Origin of the sequence: Pseudarthrobacter oxydans, assembly GCF_034258515.1 — a bacterium.
GTDB lineage: Bacteria > Actinomycetota > Actinomycetes > Actinomycetales > Micrococcaceae > Arthrobacter.
Genome location: NZ_CP139438.1, coordinates 1,640,622 through 1,656,037 on the forward strand (window position 1 = coordinate 1,640,622; position 15,416 = coordinate 1,656,037).

General features: G+C 66.0%; 16 protein-coding genes. 13 read left to right on the forward strand and 3 right to left on the reverse strand.

What is annotated here, in order from left to right; translation table 11 throughout:
* The first annotated feature begins 7 nt into the window (after positions 1-7).
* From pgsA to SMD14_RS07465, 3 genes are all read left to right on the forward strand, one after another.
* Entirely contained in the window at positions 8-652 is a 645-nt protein-coding gene (pgsA, locus tag SMD14_RS07455) for a CDP-diacylglycerol--glycerol-3-phosphate 3-phosphatidyltransferase (protein WP_321215869.1), read from the forward strand.
* The gene (locus SMD14_RS07460; RefSeq protein ID WP_157238582.1) at positions 649-1,128 is read left to right on the forward strand and encodes a CinA family protein; all 480 of its coding nucleotides are present in this window, start codon (positions 649-651) and stop codon (positions 1,126-1,128) included. The genes pgsA and SMD14_RS07460 overlap by 4 nt, the downstream gene beginning before the upstream one ends.
* A 167-nt stretch (positions 1,129-1,295) precedes the next feature.
* Entirely contained in the window at positions 1,296-1,748 is a 453-nt protein-coding gene (locus tag SMD14_RS07465) for a helix-turn-helix domain-containing protein (RefSeq protein ID WP_043793869.1), read from the forward strand.
* 78 nt (positions 1,749-1,826) lie between these two features.
* Here the strand turns inward: SMD14_RS07465 and SMD14_RS07470 are convergent, their stop codons facing one another.
* Positions 1,827-2,360 (reverse strand): MarR family winged helix-turn-helix transcriptional regulator, encoded by a 534-nt coding sequence (locus SMD14_RS07470; protein WP_157238581.1) that lies wholly within the window; start codon positions 2,358-2,360, stop codon positions 1,827-1,829.
* Positions 2,361-2,400: 40 nt separating this feature from the next.
* On the opposite strand from SMD14_RS07470, the gene SMD14_RS07475 reads away from it, so the two are divergent.
* The 6 genes from SMD14_RS07475 to dapF all read left to right on the forward strand — a co-directional run bounded on the left by SMD14_RS07475 (position 2,401) and on the right by dapF (position 7,965).
* Complete coding sequence (locus SMD14_RS07475; protein ID WP_321215870.1) at positions 2,401-2,625, forward strand: DUF3046 domain-containing protein; 225 nt, start codon at positions 2,401-2,403, stop codon at positions 2,623-2,625.
* A gap of 190 nt (positions 2,626-2,815) precedes the next feature.
* Entirely contained in the window at positions 2,816-3,871 is a 1,056-nt protein-coding gene (recA, locus tag SMD14_RS07480; protein ID WP_066274884.1) for a recombinase RecA, read from the forward strand.
* Positions 3,872-4,006: 135 nt separating this feature from the next.
* Complete coding sequence (locus SMD14_RS07485; RefSeq protein ID WP_321215871.1) at positions 4,007-4,498, forward strand: regulatory protein RecX; 492 nt, start codon at positions 4,007-4,009, stop codon at positions 4,496-4,498.
* An 18-nt stretch (positions 4,499-4,516) separates the two neighbouring features.
* Positions 4,517-6,076 (forward strand): tRNA (N6-isopentenyl adenosine(37)-C2)-methylthiotransferase MiaB, encoded by a 1,560-nt coding sequence (gene miaB / locus SMD14_RS07490; protein ID WP_323057596.1) that lies wholly within the window; start codon positions 4,517-4,519, stop codon positions 6,074-6,076.
* A 3-nt stretch (positions 6,077-6,079) separates the two neighbouring features.
* Positions 6,080-6,988 carry a tRNA (adenosine(37)-N6)-dimethylallyltransferase MiaA gene (gene miaA / locus SMD14_RS07495; RefSeq protein ID WP_321215872.1) on the forward strand — a complete coding sequence of 303 codons (909 nt, stop codon included), beginning with the start codon at positions 6,080-6,082 and terminating at the stop codon, positions 6,986-6,988.
* 32 nt (positions 6,989-7,020) lie between these two features.
* Positions 7,021-7,965 (forward strand): diaminopimelate epimerase, encoded by a 945-nt coding sequence (dapF, locus tag SMD14_RS07500; protein WP_321215873.1) that lies wholly within the window; start codon positions 7,021-7,023, stop codon positions 7,963-7,965.
* Here dapF and SMD14_RS07505 read toward each other — a convergent pair.
* Positions 7,937-8,560, reverse strand: a complete 624-nt coding sequence (locus SMD14_RS07505; RefSeq protein WP_321215874.1) for a methyltransferase — start codon at positions 8,558-8,560, stop codon at positions 7,937-7,939. The genes dapF and SMD14_RS07505 overlap by 29 nt on opposite strands.
* 433 nt (positions 8,561-8,993) lie before the next feature.
* Between SMD14_RS07505 and hflX the strand changes: the two genes are divergently transcribed.
* Positions 8,994-10,577, forward strand: a complete 1,584-nt coding sequence (gene hflX, locus SMD14_RS07510) for a GTPase HflX (protein ID WP_157238578.1) — start codon at positions 8,994-8,996, stop codon at positions 10,575-10,577.
* On the forward strand, positions 10,570-12,627 hold the full coding sequence (locus SMD14_RS07515; RefSeq protein ID WP_157238577.1) for an ATP-dependent DNA helicase: 2,058 nt from the start codon (positions 10,570-10,572) through the stop codon (positions 12,625-12,627). The genes hflX and SMD14_RS07515 overlap by 8 nt, the downstream gene beginning before the upstream one ends.
* A gap of 33 nt (positions 12,628-12,660) precedes the next feature.
* Here the strand turns inward: SMD14_RS07515 and lexA are convergent, their stop codons facing one another.
* Positions 12,661-13,395: a transcriptional repressor LexA gene (gene lexA / locus SMD14_RS07520; RefSeq protein WP_321215875.1), complete on the reverse strand. Its 735-nt coding sequence runs from the start codon at positions 13,393-13,395 to the stop codon at positions 12,661-12,663.
* Positions 13,396-13,720: 325 nt separating this feature from the next.
* Between lexA and SMD14_RS07525 the strand changes: the two genes are divergently transcribed.
* Both SMD14_RS07525 and SMD14_RS07530 read left to right on the forward strand, forming a co-directional pair.
* A complete protein-coding gene (locus tag SMD14_RS07525; protein WP_157238575.1) occupies positions 13,721-14,137 on the forward strand; it encodes a LysM peptidoglycan-binding domain-containing protein in 417 nt (138 codons plus the stop codon).
* Between the two features lie 105 nt (positions 14,138-14,242).
* Entirely contained in the window at positions 14,243-15,361 is a 1,119-nt protein-coding gene (locus SMD14_RS07530; protein WP_321215876.1) for a histidinol-phosphate transaminase, read from the forward strand.
* The last annotated feature ends 55 nt before the right edge of the window (positions 15,362-15,416 follow it).

Genomic DNA, 15,416 nt, shown 5'->3' on the forward strand with positions numbered 1-15,416 from the left:
TAGGAACGTGACTAGCACCGATGCCACCGCGGCCGGCCCAGGCCGTGCCGGGGTCTGGAACCTTCCCAATATCCTGACCATGATCCGCATCGCGCTGGTCCCGTTCTTCGTGTGGTTCCTTATCGCGGACGCGCCGGGGCTGCAGAGCGCGTCCGGGCCGTGGCGGTGGGCGGCGGTCGCGGCGTTCGCCGTCGCCATCTATACGGACAAGCTCGACGGCGACATCGCCAGGAGCCGGAACCTGGTGACGGACTTCGGCAAGATCGCCGATCCCATCGCGGATAAGCTCCTCACCGGTTCCGCCCTGGTGATGCTCTCGGTGCTGGGCGAACTTCCATGGTGGGCCACACTGGTGATCCTGGTCCGCGAGTGGGGCATCACCGCACTGCGCTTCTTCGTGATCCGCTACGGCGTCATCCCTGCTTCGCGGGGCGGAAAGCTCAAGACCGTTGTGCAGACTGCGGCCATCTTCCTGTACCTCCTGCCGCTGGGTGCCTTCGCTCCATGGCTGGCCTGGGTGGCGTTCGCCGTCATGATGGCGGCCGTGGCCATCACAGTCTGGACCGGCATCCAGTACGTGATGGAGGCACTGCGCCTTCGGGCGAAGGGAAAGCTGCAGGCACGCAGCAGCAAAGGACAGGAGCCGGCATGACCAACCTCCACCATCTGTCCGCGGAAGCAGTCAGGAAAGCCCTCGACACAGGACGCACCGTGGCCGCCGCAGAATCCCTGACCGCCGGGATGGTGTCCGCAGTCCTTGCCGACACGCCCGGCGCCTCCGGGATCCTGCAGGGCGGGGTGGTTGCCTACCAGAACTCGGTCAAGGAATCGGTCCTGGACGTCCCGGCCGAGTTGCTGGCCCGCGTCGGATCCGTCGACCCCGGCGTCGCCGCAGCCATGGCGGCCGGAGCCCGGACAGTCCTGCGCGCTGACATCGGCGTCTCCACCACCGGCGTTGCGGGGCCGGATGAGCACGACGGAAAGCCGGTGGGAACCGTGTATGTAGGCATAGCCACCGCCGCCGGGACGGAAGCCTTCGAGTATTCCTTCGCCGGCAACCGTGCAGAAATCCGCGGACAGGCCTGCGGGGCTGCCTTGGAACGGCTTCTGGAGGCCCTGTCCCGGTGAACCCGGCCGGCCGAAGTTACCCGGATGTAAAGTTGGTGGGAACAAAAGCCGGTACCGATTAGTTATTACATTGTGTCGCTTCCGGATAGCGGAGGCGCCTAGGATGAAATGACCACGACGGTTCGCGCCACCGCGGACCTGACCTATGAGGGAGCAAGGCGATACAGATGGTAAAGCAGCCCGTATCCGTTAACGGCGTTGTCCGCTGGAAGGATGTGGGCCTCGCCGATCAGGCTAAGAGCGAACAGAAGGAGCGCAAGATGGTTGTACTTCGTCACGAAATCGGTGATGTCCTGCGCGATGTCCGCCAGCGTCAGGGGCGTACGCTCCGTGAAGTCTCGCACAGCGCCCGTGTCTCCCTGGGTTACCTCAGTGAAGTGGAGCGCGGCCAGAAGGAAGCGTCATCCGAGCTCCTCTCTTCGATCTGCTCGGCACTGGATGTCCCGTTGTCCAGCATGCTCCGCGAAGTGAGCGACCGTGTGGCAGTTGCCGAAGGCGTTGCCGTTCCGGACACCGTTCCGCAGGAGTTCTCCCAGCGTTATGGCCGCGACCTTGAGCGCGACCTGAACACTGAACTCAACGACGAACTTTCCACCGGCCTTCTTTCCGGCGCCCGGTAAGCGCGCCGCCGCAAGGCGGCCTTGGAAACAAGACACACTGAAGCCTCCGGCCGTGCCGGGGGCTTCAGTCGTATCCGCCTACGTGTCTTCCGCAGGGGCGGCCGCCGGCCCGTCCTTCGGGAACCCGTCACGCTCGTACGTGGAGTTCAATTTGGCCATGTACCGGGCCAGTTCTTCCAGGTCCTCCACCGGCCATTCGCCCAGGCGTTCACGAAACACCTGCCGCCGGGCATCCTGGACCTGGTGCATCTTCTCCTCACCCTTAGGAGTGAGCCGGATGGCCTGGGCGCGCCCGTCCAGCGGATCTGCCTCCTTGGACACGAGTCCCAGGCTCTCGAGGAACGCAATCTGCCGGCTGACGGACGGCTTGCCCACGCCAATGTTCATGGCCAGGTCGGTGAGCCTGATCGGGCCCTCCCTGCGGATCACCGTCAGCAGGCCGTAGGCGGCCGGCTCCATGTCCGGATGGACCTGGCGGGAGAGTTGGTTGGAAATGGCCCGGGCGCGCCGCCAGAAGAGGCTGATCTGGTGCTCCACGTTCTGCAACGCGGCGTCCACGGTGGCTTCGTCGTGGCGGCCTTGCAGGGAGGGGACGTCGGGGGAGCTGCTCATGGCAACAATTCTAGGGTGCGGATCGTGAGAGACTTTTCTGGTGCGAATCAGCGATTATTGGCGGCTTATGGACGACGAATTCGGCGCCGGGTACTCGCGGGTCCTCAGCAGCACGCTTGTGCTGGCCGGGGTGGGCGGGCGCACTGCGGACCAGGCGCTGGCTGCCGGGGTGGAACCCCGCAAGGTGTGGCTGGCAGTCTGCGACGTCCAGGACGTCCCCGCCGAGCGCAGGCTGGGCCGGGACCTCAAGCCCCGCGCGAACTAGCCTGATTCTCCTGACACGCCGCGCTCCTGTTCGAATACCTGTTCGGGTAAAGCTATGCTTTTCATAGCGGGTTATCCACATAGCCGCCGTTATCCGGCCGGAATGTCAGTGGGTCCCATTAGCGTCAGAGATGACCAATAAACGGCCGCTGAGGCCACTCCAAAGCGAGAAAGCATTAGAGGTGTGAACCATGGCGGCAGCCCCGGATCGTGCAAAAGCGCTCGAAGCAGCGCTGGCCCAGATCGACAAGCAGTTCGGTAAAGGCTCGGTCATGCGGCTCGGCGATGAAGTCCGGGCCCCCATCGAGGTCATCCCCACAGGCTCCATCGCCCTGGACGTTGCCTTGGGAATTGGCGGCCTTCCCCGGGGCCGCGTCGTTGAAATCTACGGCCCGGAATCTTCCGGTAAAACCACCGTTGCCCTGCACGCAGTGGCCAACGCCCAGCGACTGGGCGGCATCGCCGCCTTCATCGACGCCGAGCACGCCCTCGATCCTGAGTACGCCGCCAAGCTCGGTGTGGACACGGACGCCCTCCTGGTCTCCCAGCCGGACACCGGCGAGCAGGCCCTCGAAATCATGGACATGCTGGTGGGTTCAGGTTCCCTGGACGTTATCGTGATCGACTCCGTCGCGGCGCTGGTGCCCCGTGCCGAAATTGAAGGCGACATGGGCGACAGCCACGTGGGCCTGCAGGCACGGCTCATGAGCCAGGCCCTGCGTAAGATCACCGGCCGCCTGAGCCAGACGAAGACCACCGCCATCTTCATCAACCAGCTCCGTGAAAAGATCGGCGTCTTCTTCGGTTCCCCCGAAACCACCACCGGCGGTAAGGCCCTGAAGTTCTACGCCTCCATCCGTATCGATGTGCGCCGCATCCAGACCCTCAAGGAAGGCGCGGATTCGGTCGGTAACCGGACCAAGGCGAAGATCGTCAAGAACAAGATGGCCCCGCCCTTCAAGGTGGCCGAGTTCGACATCATCTACGGCCAGGGCATCTCCCGCGAGGGCGGCATCATCGACATGGGCGTGGAGCACGGCATCATCAAGAAGTCCGGCTCCTGGTTCACCTACGATGGCGACCAGCTGGGCCAGGGCATGGAGAACTCGCGCCGGTTCCTGCGCGACAACCCTGAACTGGCCGCCGAACTCGAGCGCCTGATCAAGGAAAAGCTTGGTGTCGGCGTCAAGCCTGCGGAGCCCGAATCCAAGGATTCCCCGAAGCTGAAGGCCGTTGACGGGTTCTAACCGTTGACCAGCCCTGAAAATGCGCGCCCCCGCCGGTCCAGAGCCGGCGGGCGGCGCGCCGCTTCGTATGCCGATGACCTCCAGGACGGCCCGACTCCGGACTCTCCCGTTGCAGGGGATGCCGAGCCTGATCCGGTGTCGGTTGCGCAGTCCATCGTCTACCGGCAGCTAACAGCCTCAGCCAAGAGCAGGTTGCAGCTCGCACAGAAGCTTGCAGAGCGGAACATCCCGGAAGACGTCGCAGAGGCAGTGCTGGACCGGTTCCAGGAAGCCCGCCTGATCAACGACGCCGACTTCGCCGACATGTGGGTTCGGAGCCGCGCCCAGTCGCGGAAGCTGGCAAAGGGCGCACTCCGGCGCGAGCTGGCGGAGAAAGGCATCGACCAGGAGACTGCCGCCGCGGCGCTGGAACAGTTGTCGGACGCAGATGAAGAAGCCGCAGCAAGGCAACTCGTTGAGCGGAAGCTCCGCCCGGGGACGGATCTTCAGGACCGGGCGGAACGGGACAAGGCTGCGCGCCGGCTGGCCTCCATGCTGGCCCGCAAGGGCTACCAGCCGTCCCAGGCATTCCGGATCGTCAACGACGTCCTGGAGTCCCGGGCCGCAGCCGACAGTGGCGAACGGTAAAACCGGTACCCTTAACAGGTGAGTTTGACCATCCCTTCCCCCCTTTCCGGTACCGGCACCAGCACAGCGGCCGCCGACGCTCCGCAAGCGGCTGCCCAGAAGCCACGCACCTACCAGGTGCGCACCTTCGGCTGCCAGATGAACGTCCACGACTCAGAGCGCATGGCAGGCATGCTCGAGGACGCAGGATACGTACCGGCCGAGGGTGAGCAGGCCGACGTCGTGGTGTTCAACACCTGCGCAGTGCGCGAAAACGCCGACAACAAGCTCTATGGGAACCTGGGAATCCTCGCGCCGGTGAAGGCCGCGAACCCCGGCATGCAGATTGCGGTGGGCGGCTGCCTCGCCCAGAAGGACCGGGAAACCATCCTGAAAAAGGCGCCATGGGTGGACGCCGTCTTCGGCACCCACAACGTTGGCGCCCTGCCCGCCCTGCTGGACCGCGCGCGCCACAACAACGAGGCCCAGCTCGAAATCCTCGAGTCCCTGGACGTCTTCCCCTCAACGCTTCCCACCAAACGCGATTCCGTCTACTCGGGCTGGGTATCTATTTCCGTAGGCTGCAACAACACCTGCACCTTCTGCATCGTGCCCGCCCTCCGCGGAAAAGAGAAAGACCGCCGGCCCGGCGACATCCTGGCCGAAATCCAGGCCCTGGTTGACGACGGCGCCATCGAAGTCACGCTCCTCGGCCAGAACGTCAACTCCTACGGCGTCGAGTTCGGCGACCGGCAGGCCTTCTCCAAACTCCTCCGGGCCTGCGGCGATATCGAAGGCCTGGAACGCGTCCGCTTCACCAGCCCGCACCCTGCCGCGTTCACAGACGACGTCATCGACGCCATGGCGGAGACCCCCAACGTCATGCCGCAGCTGCACATGCCGCTGCAGTCCGGCTCGGACAAGGTCCTGCGGGACATGCGGCGCTCCTACAGGTCCACAAAGTTCCTTGGCATCCTGGACAAGGTGCGGGAAAAGATTCCCCACGCCGCCATCTCCACCGACATCATCGTGGGTTTCCCGGGTGAAACGGAAGAGGACTTCCAGGCCACCCTGGACGTGGTCGAGAAGTCCCGCTTCGCCACCGCCTTCACCTTCCAGTATTCCAAGCGCCCCGGCACCCCGGCGGCCGACCTGCCGGACCAGTTGCCCAAGGCCGTGGTGCAGGAACGCTTTGAACGGCTTACCGCCCTCCAGGACAGGATTGCGGCAGAGGAAAACCGGCGCCAGCTGGGCCGCAGGGTTGAGGTCATGGTCACCGCGCAGTCCGGGCGGAAAGCCGGGGAAACCCACCGGCTGTCCGGCCGCTCGCAGGACCAGCGGCTGGTGCACTTCTCCGTCCCGGAGGGCGCCCAGGCTCCGCGTCCGGGAGACCTTGTCACTGTCACCATCACCGAGGCTGCCGCCTTCCACCTCGTGGCCGACCCCACCCTGGCCGACTACAGCCTGCGCCGCTCCCGGGCCGGCGACGCCTGGGACAGGTCCCAGGCGGATTCCTGCGGAGCCCCCGCGCCCGGTGCCGGTACCGGCGGCAAGGGCGTCTCGCTGGGCATGCCCTCGCTGCCCGTCCGCACCCGCTGACCGGTGGGCTCCCCGCCTGTCATCGCCGTCGTCGGTCCCACCGGTTCCGGCAAATCCGACCTTGCCGTCAGCCTTGCATTGGAACTTGGCGGCGAAGTCATCAACGCCGACGCCATGCAGTTCTACCGCGGCATGGACATCGGCACGGCAAAAATCACCCAGGCCGAACGCCGGGGAGTGCCCCACCACCTTCTGGACATCCTGGATGTGACCGAGGAAGCCAGCGTGTCCCGGTTCCAGCAGCAGGCGCGCGCCCTGGTCTCGGACATCCACGCCCGCGGTAAGCGCGCCATCCTGGCCGGCGGCTCCGGCCTGTATGTGCGGGCCGCACTGGATGTCCTTGAATTTCCCGGAACGGATCCGCTGGTTCGCCAACAACTTGAGGCTGAGCTCGCGGAGAACGGGCAGGCGGTGCTGCTGGAGCGCCTGCGCGAAGTGGACCCGGTGTCGGCAGGGAGGTTGTCCGACGCCCGGCGCATCATCCGTGCACTGGAGGTCCACCGGCTCACCGGCCGGCCGTTTAGTTCCTTCATGCCGCAGCGCGAGTACGTCCAGCCGGCCGTCCAGGTGGGCCTGGCCGTGGACCGGGACGTGCTCCGCGACCGGCTCGCCCGCCGGGTGCACCGGATGGTGGACGACGGCCTGCTCGCGGAAGTCCAATGGCTGGACAACCAAGGGCTGCGCCAAGGGAAAACCGCGTCCCGCGCCCTCGGCTACGCGCAGTTCCTCCGGGTCGTCGACGGCGCGTCGACCGTAGCGGAGGCCGCGGAAGACACCATCGTGGCCACCCGGCAGTTCGCACGGCGCCAGCTCACCTGGTTCCGCGCCGATCCCCGCATCTCCTGGCTGGATTGGCAGGACCCGTCGTTGGTGGCCAAGGCCGCAGCGCTGTGCGAACGGCCGCGTATTTAGGGCTGCCCCGCCCGGCCGGTACCCTTGGAAACATGGACGCAACCCTCGCAGAAACCACTGAGCCGGCCCTCCGCACCCTGAGCGGGCTCCGCTTTTCCAAGGGACACGGCACCGGAAACGACTTTGTCCTGGTGGCCGATCCCGACGGTGTCCACACCATATCCGCCCACGACGTTGCAGCGCTCTGCGACCGGCACCGCGGGATCGGCGGCGACGGGCTCATCCGCGCCGTTCCGTCGCGCTTCCTGCCGGAGGGCCGTGAGCTGCTCGCCACGGCCCCGGGCGCCGAATGGTTCATGGACTACCGCAACGGTGACGGCTCGTTGTCCGAGATGTGTGGCAACGGCGTCCGCGTCTTCGTCCACTTCCTCCGCACGGAGGGGCTGATTGACCTGCCCGACGGCGGGGCCCTCACCATCGGCACGCGCGCCGGCGTCAAGACCGTGGTGCGGACAGGCGAAGACTACGCCGTGGACATGGGGCCCTGGGAGTTCATTTTCCCCGGGGAAGCCACAGCCAAGGCCATGGATTCACTGGTCACCGCAGAAGGCCTGGAAGTTCCCCGCCCTGCCCTCTCCGTCAGCATGGGCAACCCCCATACTGTCGTGGCCCTGGCGGAGCTGTCGGAACTCACGGCAACCCGCATGTTCACAGCGCCCGTGGTTGACCCTGTCCCGGCCCACGGAACCAACGTTGAGTTCGTGGTTCCGTCGGAACCCCTGGTGCACGACGGCGTCGGCACAGTCACTATGCGCGTGCATGAACGCGGGGTGGGGGAGACCCAGTCGTGCGGGACCGGGGCTTGCGCCGCCGCAGTGGCCATTCGGCACTGGGCAGGTGCGGAGGCCCCCGACACCTGGCGCGTCCAGGTCCCCGGCGGGGTGGTTGGCGTCAAGTTCTTCGCCGGCCCGGCGGGTCATGAACACGTTGAGCTGAGCGGCCCGGCAGTTATTGTGGCAACCGGGACGCTTTCCTGACCTTCAGGATCCGGAAGGACTTGGACGTTGATTCGCGGCTGACGCCGAAGGAGTCGTCCAGCTCCCCGGCAAGCCAGCGTTGCAGCGAGTCGGCCCCCAGGTTCTTCTGCACCACCAGCCACGCCGTACCGCCCGGCGCGAGGCGGGGCAGCCACAGCTTCAGGAGTGAATGGAGCTCGTCCTTGCCGATCCGGATGGGCGGATTGGACCAGATGGTGTCAAAGCGCACCTCCGGGTCCACCGCTTCCGGGGTACTGGCGGTGACGTTTGCCAGTCCCAGCGCGGCGGCGTTCTCGTTCGTCAGCGTGATGCAGCGCTCGTTCACATCCACTGCGTAGACCCGGGCGGAGGGCGACTTCAGCCCCATGGTCAGGGCAATCGGGCCCCAGCCGCAACCGATGTCCAGCAGGTTTCCCTGCGGCGCGGGGGCCGGGACCTCGGCAAGGAGGATGGCCGTGCCCTTGTCGATCCCGTCCGGGCTGAAGATGCCGGTGGAAGTCTGCAGCCTGCGCGTCTGCCCGGCGAGTTCGACAGTCAGCGGCTTGCGGGTAAAAGGGCCGGCGGGCGTTGCGCTGAAATAATGTGCGGACTCCATAACTGGCCAGAGTAGTTCCCCTTGCAGCGTAAAGGGAAACTGCCGCGTGTGGCCCTCTGCTACGCTGGAGAGCATGTTCCTGATCTTTGAGTAGCCGGCACGGGCCCAGCCCGTCCCGAAGCCATGTCCCACCCAGCGATGCAGGTTTTCCCACCTTCCGCTGCGTGCACCGGGCCGAACGCAGAACGCGTTTTCCGGTCGCCGGACGACACTCGAAGGTCAGCCTCCGCTGGACTTCCCGCCGTTTTTCCGGCTGTTTCCATGTCCGCCACGAATCTGAGTCGTGGCATCTCCGCCGGCGCCGCCTCCTGCAGCGCCCGGCCCGACAAGCCAGGAGGCTTGGATGACCGCAGGCCGTCAGCCCAGCGCGAATACTTCACCAATCACCGGCATTCGGCACTATTCTGGAACTGCCGAATCTTCAAAGGAGACCATGACCAGCCAGCCCAACACCGGATCAGATCCAGCCGCCCAGGACATGAGTCCTGCGGAAATCCAAGCTGTCATCGACCGGATTCTCTCCAAGGACGTACCGGCCAGGAGCCTCAGCGCGCCAGGCGGCGGTGACGAGGGCCGGGACGGGAAGGCAATGCTCGGCAAAGCCCAGGCGATTTCCCGCCTGGACGAAGAACACACAACGTACGACGGCGACCAGCAGGATCTTGAGGAACGCCGCGCCCTGCGCCGAACGGCCGGGCTTTCCACCGAACTCGAAGACGTCACCGAGGTTGAGTACCGGCAGCTGCGCCTGGAACGCGTGGTCCTGGCCGGGCTCTGGTCCGAGGGGACCCTGGCCGACGCCGAGAACTCGCTGCGGGAGCTCGCAGCCCTCGCAGAAACTGCCGGTTCCGAGGTCCTGGACGGGCTGGTCCAGCGGCGCGACAAGCCGGATCCTGGAACGTTCCTCGGCTCGGGCAAGGCCTTGGAGCTCCGGGACATCGTGGCGTCCACCGGCGCGGACACGGTGGTGGTGGATGCCGAGCTCGCTCCCTCCCAGCGCCGAGGCCTGGAGGACATCGTCAAGGTCAAGGTCATCGACCGGACAGCCCTGATCCTGGACATCTTTGCCCAGCACGCCAAGAGCCGCGAAGGCAAGGCCCAGGTGGAGCTGGCCCAGCTGGAGTACCTGCTGCCGCGCCTGCGCGGCTGGGGTGAGTCGATGTCCCGCCAGGCCGGTGGCCAGGTGGGCAGCGCGGCTGCCGGCATGGGTTCGCGTGGTCCCGGTGAGACAAAGATCGAGCTGGACCGCCGCCGGATCCGCACCAGGATGGCCAAGCTGCGGCGGGAGATCGCCGCGATGAAGCCGGCCCGCGAGACCAAACGGGCCAACCGCCGTCGTAATGCCGTGCCGTCCGTAGCGATTGCCGGGTACACCAACGCGGGCAAGTCCTCGCTGCTGAACCGCCTGACCGACGCCGGTGTCCTGGTGGAGAACGCCCTGTTCGCCACCCTGGATCCCACCGTCCGCAAAGCGGAAACCGCGGACGGCCTGGGCTACACCCTGGCCGACACCGTGGGGTTCGTCCGTTCACTGCCAACCCAGCTGGTGGAAGCGTTCCGCTCCACGCTCGAGGAAGTTGCGGACGCGGACCTGATCCTGCACGTGGTGGACGTTTCGCACCCGGATCCCGAGGGCCAGATCGCCGCAGTCCGCAAGGTCTTCAGCGAGGTGGATGCCCGGAAGGTGCCCGAAATCATCGTGCTCAACAAAGCCGACGCCGCTGATCCGTTCGTGGTGGAACGGCTCAAGCAGCGCGAGCCGCGGCACGTGGTGGTCTCGGCCCGCACGGGGGAAGGCATCGCCGAACTGCTGGAGGCAATCAGCGACGCCATTCCCCGGCCCGGCGTCAAGCTGGAACTGCTCATCCCGTATGAGCGCGGGGACCTGATCAGCAAGCTTCACGACTCCGACGCCGAGATCATCAGCGTCGACCACGTTGAAGCCGGCACCAGGGCCGTCGTGATGGTCCGGGAAGGCTTCGCGGCTGAACTGGAACCCTTCGTCAGCAATGACTGAGGCCGTGGCAGGAGAAGCCACGGAAACGGCCGGCGAGCAGTTCGTGATCGAACTGCTCGACCGGGCCGTGGCGGGCATGGGCGGGCAAAGCCGTGCCGGCCAGCATGAGATGGCCAGGCAGGTGGCCCGCGCCATCGAAACGGGGGACCACCTGCTGGTCCAGGCGGGGACCGGCACCGGCAAGTCCCTGGCCTACCTCATCCCCCTCATCGCGCATGCATTGCAGAGCAACAAGCCCGCCCTGGTGTCAACGGCCACCCTGGCCCTCCAGACCCAGATTGTGGGCAGGGACCTGCCCCGGCTGCTCAAGGCCATCACCCCCGCCCTGGACAGGCCGGTCAAAGTGGCCCTGGTCAAGGGCCGCTCCAACTACGTTTGCCGGCACAAGCTGGAAGGCGGCTTCCCCAGCGAGGAGCCGGCCGAAGGCCAGCTTTTCAGCCTGGGCGAGGACACCAGCGTCCCGCATTTCGCCGCAGCCGTGGGCGGCCCCTCGTCCCAGCTCGGCAAGGAGGTGGTGCGGCTGCGGGAGTGGGCGGAGAAGACCGCCACCGGCGACCGGGATGAACTGCTGCCGGGCGTCACGGACCGTGCCTGGCGGCAGGTTTCGGTGACGTCCATGGAGTGCCTGGGCTCCCAGAAGTGCCCCATGGCTGCGGAATGCTTCAGCGAACTGGCGCGCCAGGACGCTGCTGAAGCGGATGTTGTGGTCACCAACCATGCGATGCTCGCCGTCAGCGCGTTCGAAGGCCTGGCCGTCCTGCCCGAATATGACGTGGTGGTGGTGGATGAGGCCCATGAACTCCAGGACAGGGTTACCGGGGCGGTCTCCGGCCAGCTCTCGGTGGCCATGGTCCACGCCGCTGCCGCCGGTGCGCGGAAGCACACGGCCATCACCGTTGATGCGTTGAACGCCGCAGCCGCCAACTTGGAGCTTGCCCTGGCAGGCGTGCCGAACGGGCTGCTCCCGAACGGGCTCAATGATGAACAGCTGGACTGCGTGGACCAGCTGCGGGATGCCTGCCGGGCTGCCCTCTCGGATTCAAAGGGGGACAGCAGCGCCACGGCCGACGGCGGCAGGCAGCTCGCGCGGTCGCGGCTGCTGCTCATCCTGGAACTTTGTGAACGGCTCCTGGCAGCCCGGGAGAACCGCGAAGTGGTGTGGTTTTCCCGTGCCAGTTCCTTTGACCCTGCACAGGGATTCTCCCCGCCGGACGAGACCGCTCCTGCGTTGATCAACATCGCGCCGCTGTCCGTTGCCGGGAGGCTGCGCGAAGGACTCTTCGCCGGCCACACGGTGGTGCTGACCTCCGCGACGCTGGCCATCGGTTCCGCGTTTGAACCTGCCGCGGGCGGACTGGGCCTGGTGGGTGACGGCGCCCCGAGCTGGACAGGCGTGGACGTGGGATCACCCTTCGACTACCCAAAGCAGGGCATCCTCTACGTGGCCGGGCACCTGCCGAAGCCCGGCAGGGGTGCTTCCCCGGAAGCACTGGACGAACTGGAAGCCCTGATCCGTGCTTCCGGTGGCGGGGCGCTGTGCTTGTTCTCGTCCCGGCGTGCGGCAGAGGAAGCGGCCGAGGCACTGCGCCCCAAGCTGGGGATGACCGTCCTCTGCCAGGGTGACTCCACCATGACCGGCCTGGTAAAGCAGTTCGCCGACGAGCCCGATACCTGCCTGTTCGGGACCATGTCCCTTTGGCAGGGCGTGGACGTCCCCGGCGGCTCGTGCCGGCTTGTGGTGATAGACCGCATCCCGTTTCCGCGGCCGGACGATCCCCTCATGACGGCGCGCTCACGGGCAGTAGCCCAGGCAGGTGGAAACGGCTTTATGTCGGTTTCGGCCACCCACGCCGCGATCCGGCTCGCCCAGGGGGCAGGCCGGCTGATCCGTTCCACGGGCGACAGGGGAGTGGTGGCCGTGCTTGACTCCCGGCTTGCCACTGAACGCTATGCAGGGTTCCTGCGCGGGGCGCTGCCGCCCTTCTGGTCCACAACAGACCGGAAGACGGCGATTGCCGCCCTGGAGCGGCTGGCCCGGGAAAACGCCTGAGGCCGTCTCGCTGCAGCGGACGGAGTTTCCCTGCTACAGCGAGCGGAGTACCGACACAACCTTGCCCATGATGGTGGCGTGGTCTCCGAGGATGGGCTCGTACTGGGTGTTCTGCGGGAGCAGCCACGTGTGGCCGTCACGCTGGCGGAATGTCTTGACGGTGGCTTCATCATCCAGGAGCGCGGCCACGATATCCCCGTTGGCCGCATCCTGCTGGCGGCGGACCACAACCCAGTCGCCATCGCAGATGGCTGCATCCACCATCGAATCCCCGGCTACCCGAAGCATGAACAGTTCCCCCTGGCCCACCAGTTGCCTGGGGAGCGGCATCACGTCCTCCACCAGCTGGTCGGCAAGGATGGGGCCGCCTGCGGCGATCCGGCCCACCAGGGGAACCATCGCCGTGTCCAGGGCGGTGGGCAGTTCGGTCACAGTCGCTGCACCGGGTGAACGGACGGCGGACGCCTGGCTTGCCGGCTTTGCGGCTCCGCCGTCCAGGGTCAGCGGCATCAGGACTTCCATGGCCCGCGGCCGCTTGGGGTCGCGGCGGAGGTAGCCAAGCTTCTCCAGCTGGGAAAGCTGGTGCGTCACGCTCGAAAGGCTCGCCAGTCCCACGGTGTCGCCGATCTCCCGCATGGACGGCGGGTACCCGTTTTCGTTGACCGAGCGCTGGATGGTTTCGAGGATCTTCTTTTGCCGTGGAGTCAGGCCCTTGGCGGTCCTCTTCGGTTGCGCGGTTGCCCTGCCCCCGGCGGCTGCTGCTGCCATATTCGCCAATGCCTTTCGGTTCCGCCGGCCCTCTCCATGGCCATGCCCTGGAAGTTCCCGCCCCTAAATGTCAGACCCTGCTGATCGACTGTCCAGGTGGTTGTTCTTTGGTTCAAAGCTAGGCCAGCCGCATTGCTTTTTCAAACATTTGTTCTAGCGAGTCTCGACAATGTTCGTTGATAGGTGCTAAAACAGAGAAAGCAAAGTTCGAATATATGTTCTACTCATTGCCCTGGTCATTCGAAGACTACGCCGGAAAAGGTCCGGCCGGGGGCGGAGGGAAGGACGTCCGGGCAGCACAGTACGGTCCAGGAGGGCTCAGATCATGTCAGCTACATCTGTTTCGCGGGGTTCACGCCACCAGCTGCTTTCGGTGCAGCAAATCCTGTCCCAGGCGGACAATCGGCAGGCCGGACGGCCTGCGCCTCTTCCGCCCCTTCGCCTGACCCGTCGTGGTCGCATCGTGCTGATCGGCATTCCGCTGGTCCTGCTCGCTGCCCTGCTTCTTTCGCTGGCAGGCTTTTTCAATGCCCCGGCCAAGGCGTCGGAGTCTGCGACGGATCTTGCAACGACGCCCACTGTCACAGTCACGGTCCAGCCTGGCGAGTCACTGTGGGGCATTGCGGCCGGTGTCGCACCGGAGCGTGATCCGCGGGACGTCGTGGCGGACATCGTGCAGCTCAATAACCTCCCGGCCGGCGCGGTCTTCCCCGGCCAGCAATTGTTCGTGCCCGCAAGTTAGGACCCGGCATTTTGCCTCTCCACGGGCGGCAGGGCGCGGCACGCCGGGAGCGAACAGGAAACCGTCACATTTTCCGGTGTCCGGCCCGGGCACTAAACTGTTCAGGTGAATGACCAGCTAGAGCGCCTGAACCGGCTTCCCCTCCGCAGCAACCTCCGCGGGCTTACGCCCTATGGCGCGCCCCAGTTGGACGTTCCAATCCTCCTGAACGTGAATGAAAACACCCATGGGGTTCCGGCTGACGTCAGGGCGGCCATTAGCGCAGCGGTGTCAGAAGCGGCAGCAGGACTCAACAGATACCCGGACCGGGAATTCACCGACCTGCGGAAGGCGTTGGCGGAGTACCTGGGGCACGGGCTGGATGAATCCAACCTTTGGGCGGCCAACGGCTCCAACGAAGTCCTTCAGCAGATACTCCAGGCCTTTGGCGGCCCAGGACGTACAGCGCTCGGATTCCCTCCCACGTACTCCATGTATCCCCTGCTGGCCAGCGGAACGGACACGGAATACATTGTGGGCGAGCGTGCCGGCGATTACGGTCTCAGCGCCGAATCTGCCGCGCGGCAGGTCAAGGAGCTGCAGCCCAACATCGTCTTCCTGTGCTCACCCAACAACCCCACGGGAACCGGCCTCGGGCTGGACGTGGTGGAAGCCGTCTACGAGGCCGGCGAAGAAAGCCAGTCCATCGTCATCGTCGATGAGGCGTACCACGAGTTCGCGCATGACGGAACGCCCAGTGCGCTGACCCTGCTGCCAGGGCGGGAACGGCTGATCGTCTCAAGGACCATGAGCAAGGCGTTCGCCTTGGCCGGCGCCCGCCTCGGCTACATGGCGGCGGCCCCCGAAGTGGCCGACGCGCTGCGGCTCGTCCGTCTCCCGTACCACCTCTCCGCCATCACGCAGGCCACCGCCCTCGCCGCCCTCCGGCACCGGGAGGCGCTGATGGCGGATGTGGAGGACATCAAGAAACAGCGCGACCGCATTGTGTCCGAGCTGCTCAGGATGGGACTCAAGCCTGCCGCGTCAGACTCCAACTACGTGTTTTTCGGCGGCCTGGAGGACCCCCACCAGGTGTGGCAGGAACTGCTGGACGCCGGTGTCCTGGTCCGCGACGTAGGAATCCCCGGCCACCTCCGCGTCACAGCCGGAACTGAGACCGAAACCACAGCTTTCCTCACCTCCCTTGAAAGCATCCTTGCCCGCCAGGCCAAGCTTCCCGCCTAGACTGGAAGAACCGGCGCTGGACGCCTCGAACCACCCCTTCTGCCCAAAAGGACCC

What these genes read in the sequence shown, in the direction of transcription:
- SMD14_RS07460 (WP_157238582.1), top strand. Translation starts at nt 649, where the DNA reads ATGACCAACCTCCACCATCTGTCCGCGGAAGCAGTCAGGAAAGCCCTC.
- SMD14_RS07465 (WP_043793869.1), top strand. Translation starts at nt 1,296, where the DNA reads ATGGTAAAGCAGCCCGTATCCGTTAACGGCGTTGTCCGCTGGAAGGAT.
- SMD14_RS07470 (WP_157238581.1), bottom strand. Translation starts at nt 2,360, where the DNA reads ATGAGCAGCTCCCCCGACGTCCCCTCCCTGCAAGGCCGCCACGACGAA.
- recA (WP_066274884.1), top strand. Translation starts at nt 2,816, where the DNA reads ATGGCGGCAGCCCCGGATCGTGCAAAAGCGCTCGAAGCAGCGCTGGCC.
- dapF (WP_321215873.1), top strand. Translation starts at nt 7,021, where the DNA reads ATGGACGCAACCCTCGCAGAAACCACTGAGCCGGCCCTCCGCACCCTG.
- SMD14_RS07505 (WP_321215874.1), bottom strand. Translation starts at nt 8,560, where the DNA reads ATGGAGTCCGCACATTATTTCAGCGCAACGCCCGCCGGCCCTTTTACC.
- hflX (WP_157238578.1), top strand. Translation starts at nt 8,994, where the DNA reads ATGACCAGCCAGCCCAACACCGGATCAGATCCAGCCGCCCAGGACATG.
- SMD14_RS07515 (WP_157238577.1), top strand. Translation starts at nt 10,570, where the DNA reads ATGACTGAGGCCGTGGCAGGAGAAGCCACGGAAACGGCCGGCGAGCAG.
- lexA (WP_321215875.1), bottom strand. Translation starts at nt 13,395, where the DNA reads ATGGCAGCAGCAGCCGCCGGGGGCAGGGCAACCGCGCAACCGAAGAGG.
- SMD14_RS07525 (WP_157238575.1), top strand. Translation starts at nt 13,721, where the DNA reads ATGTCAGCTACATCTGTTTCGCGGGGTTCACGCCACCAGCTGCTTTCG.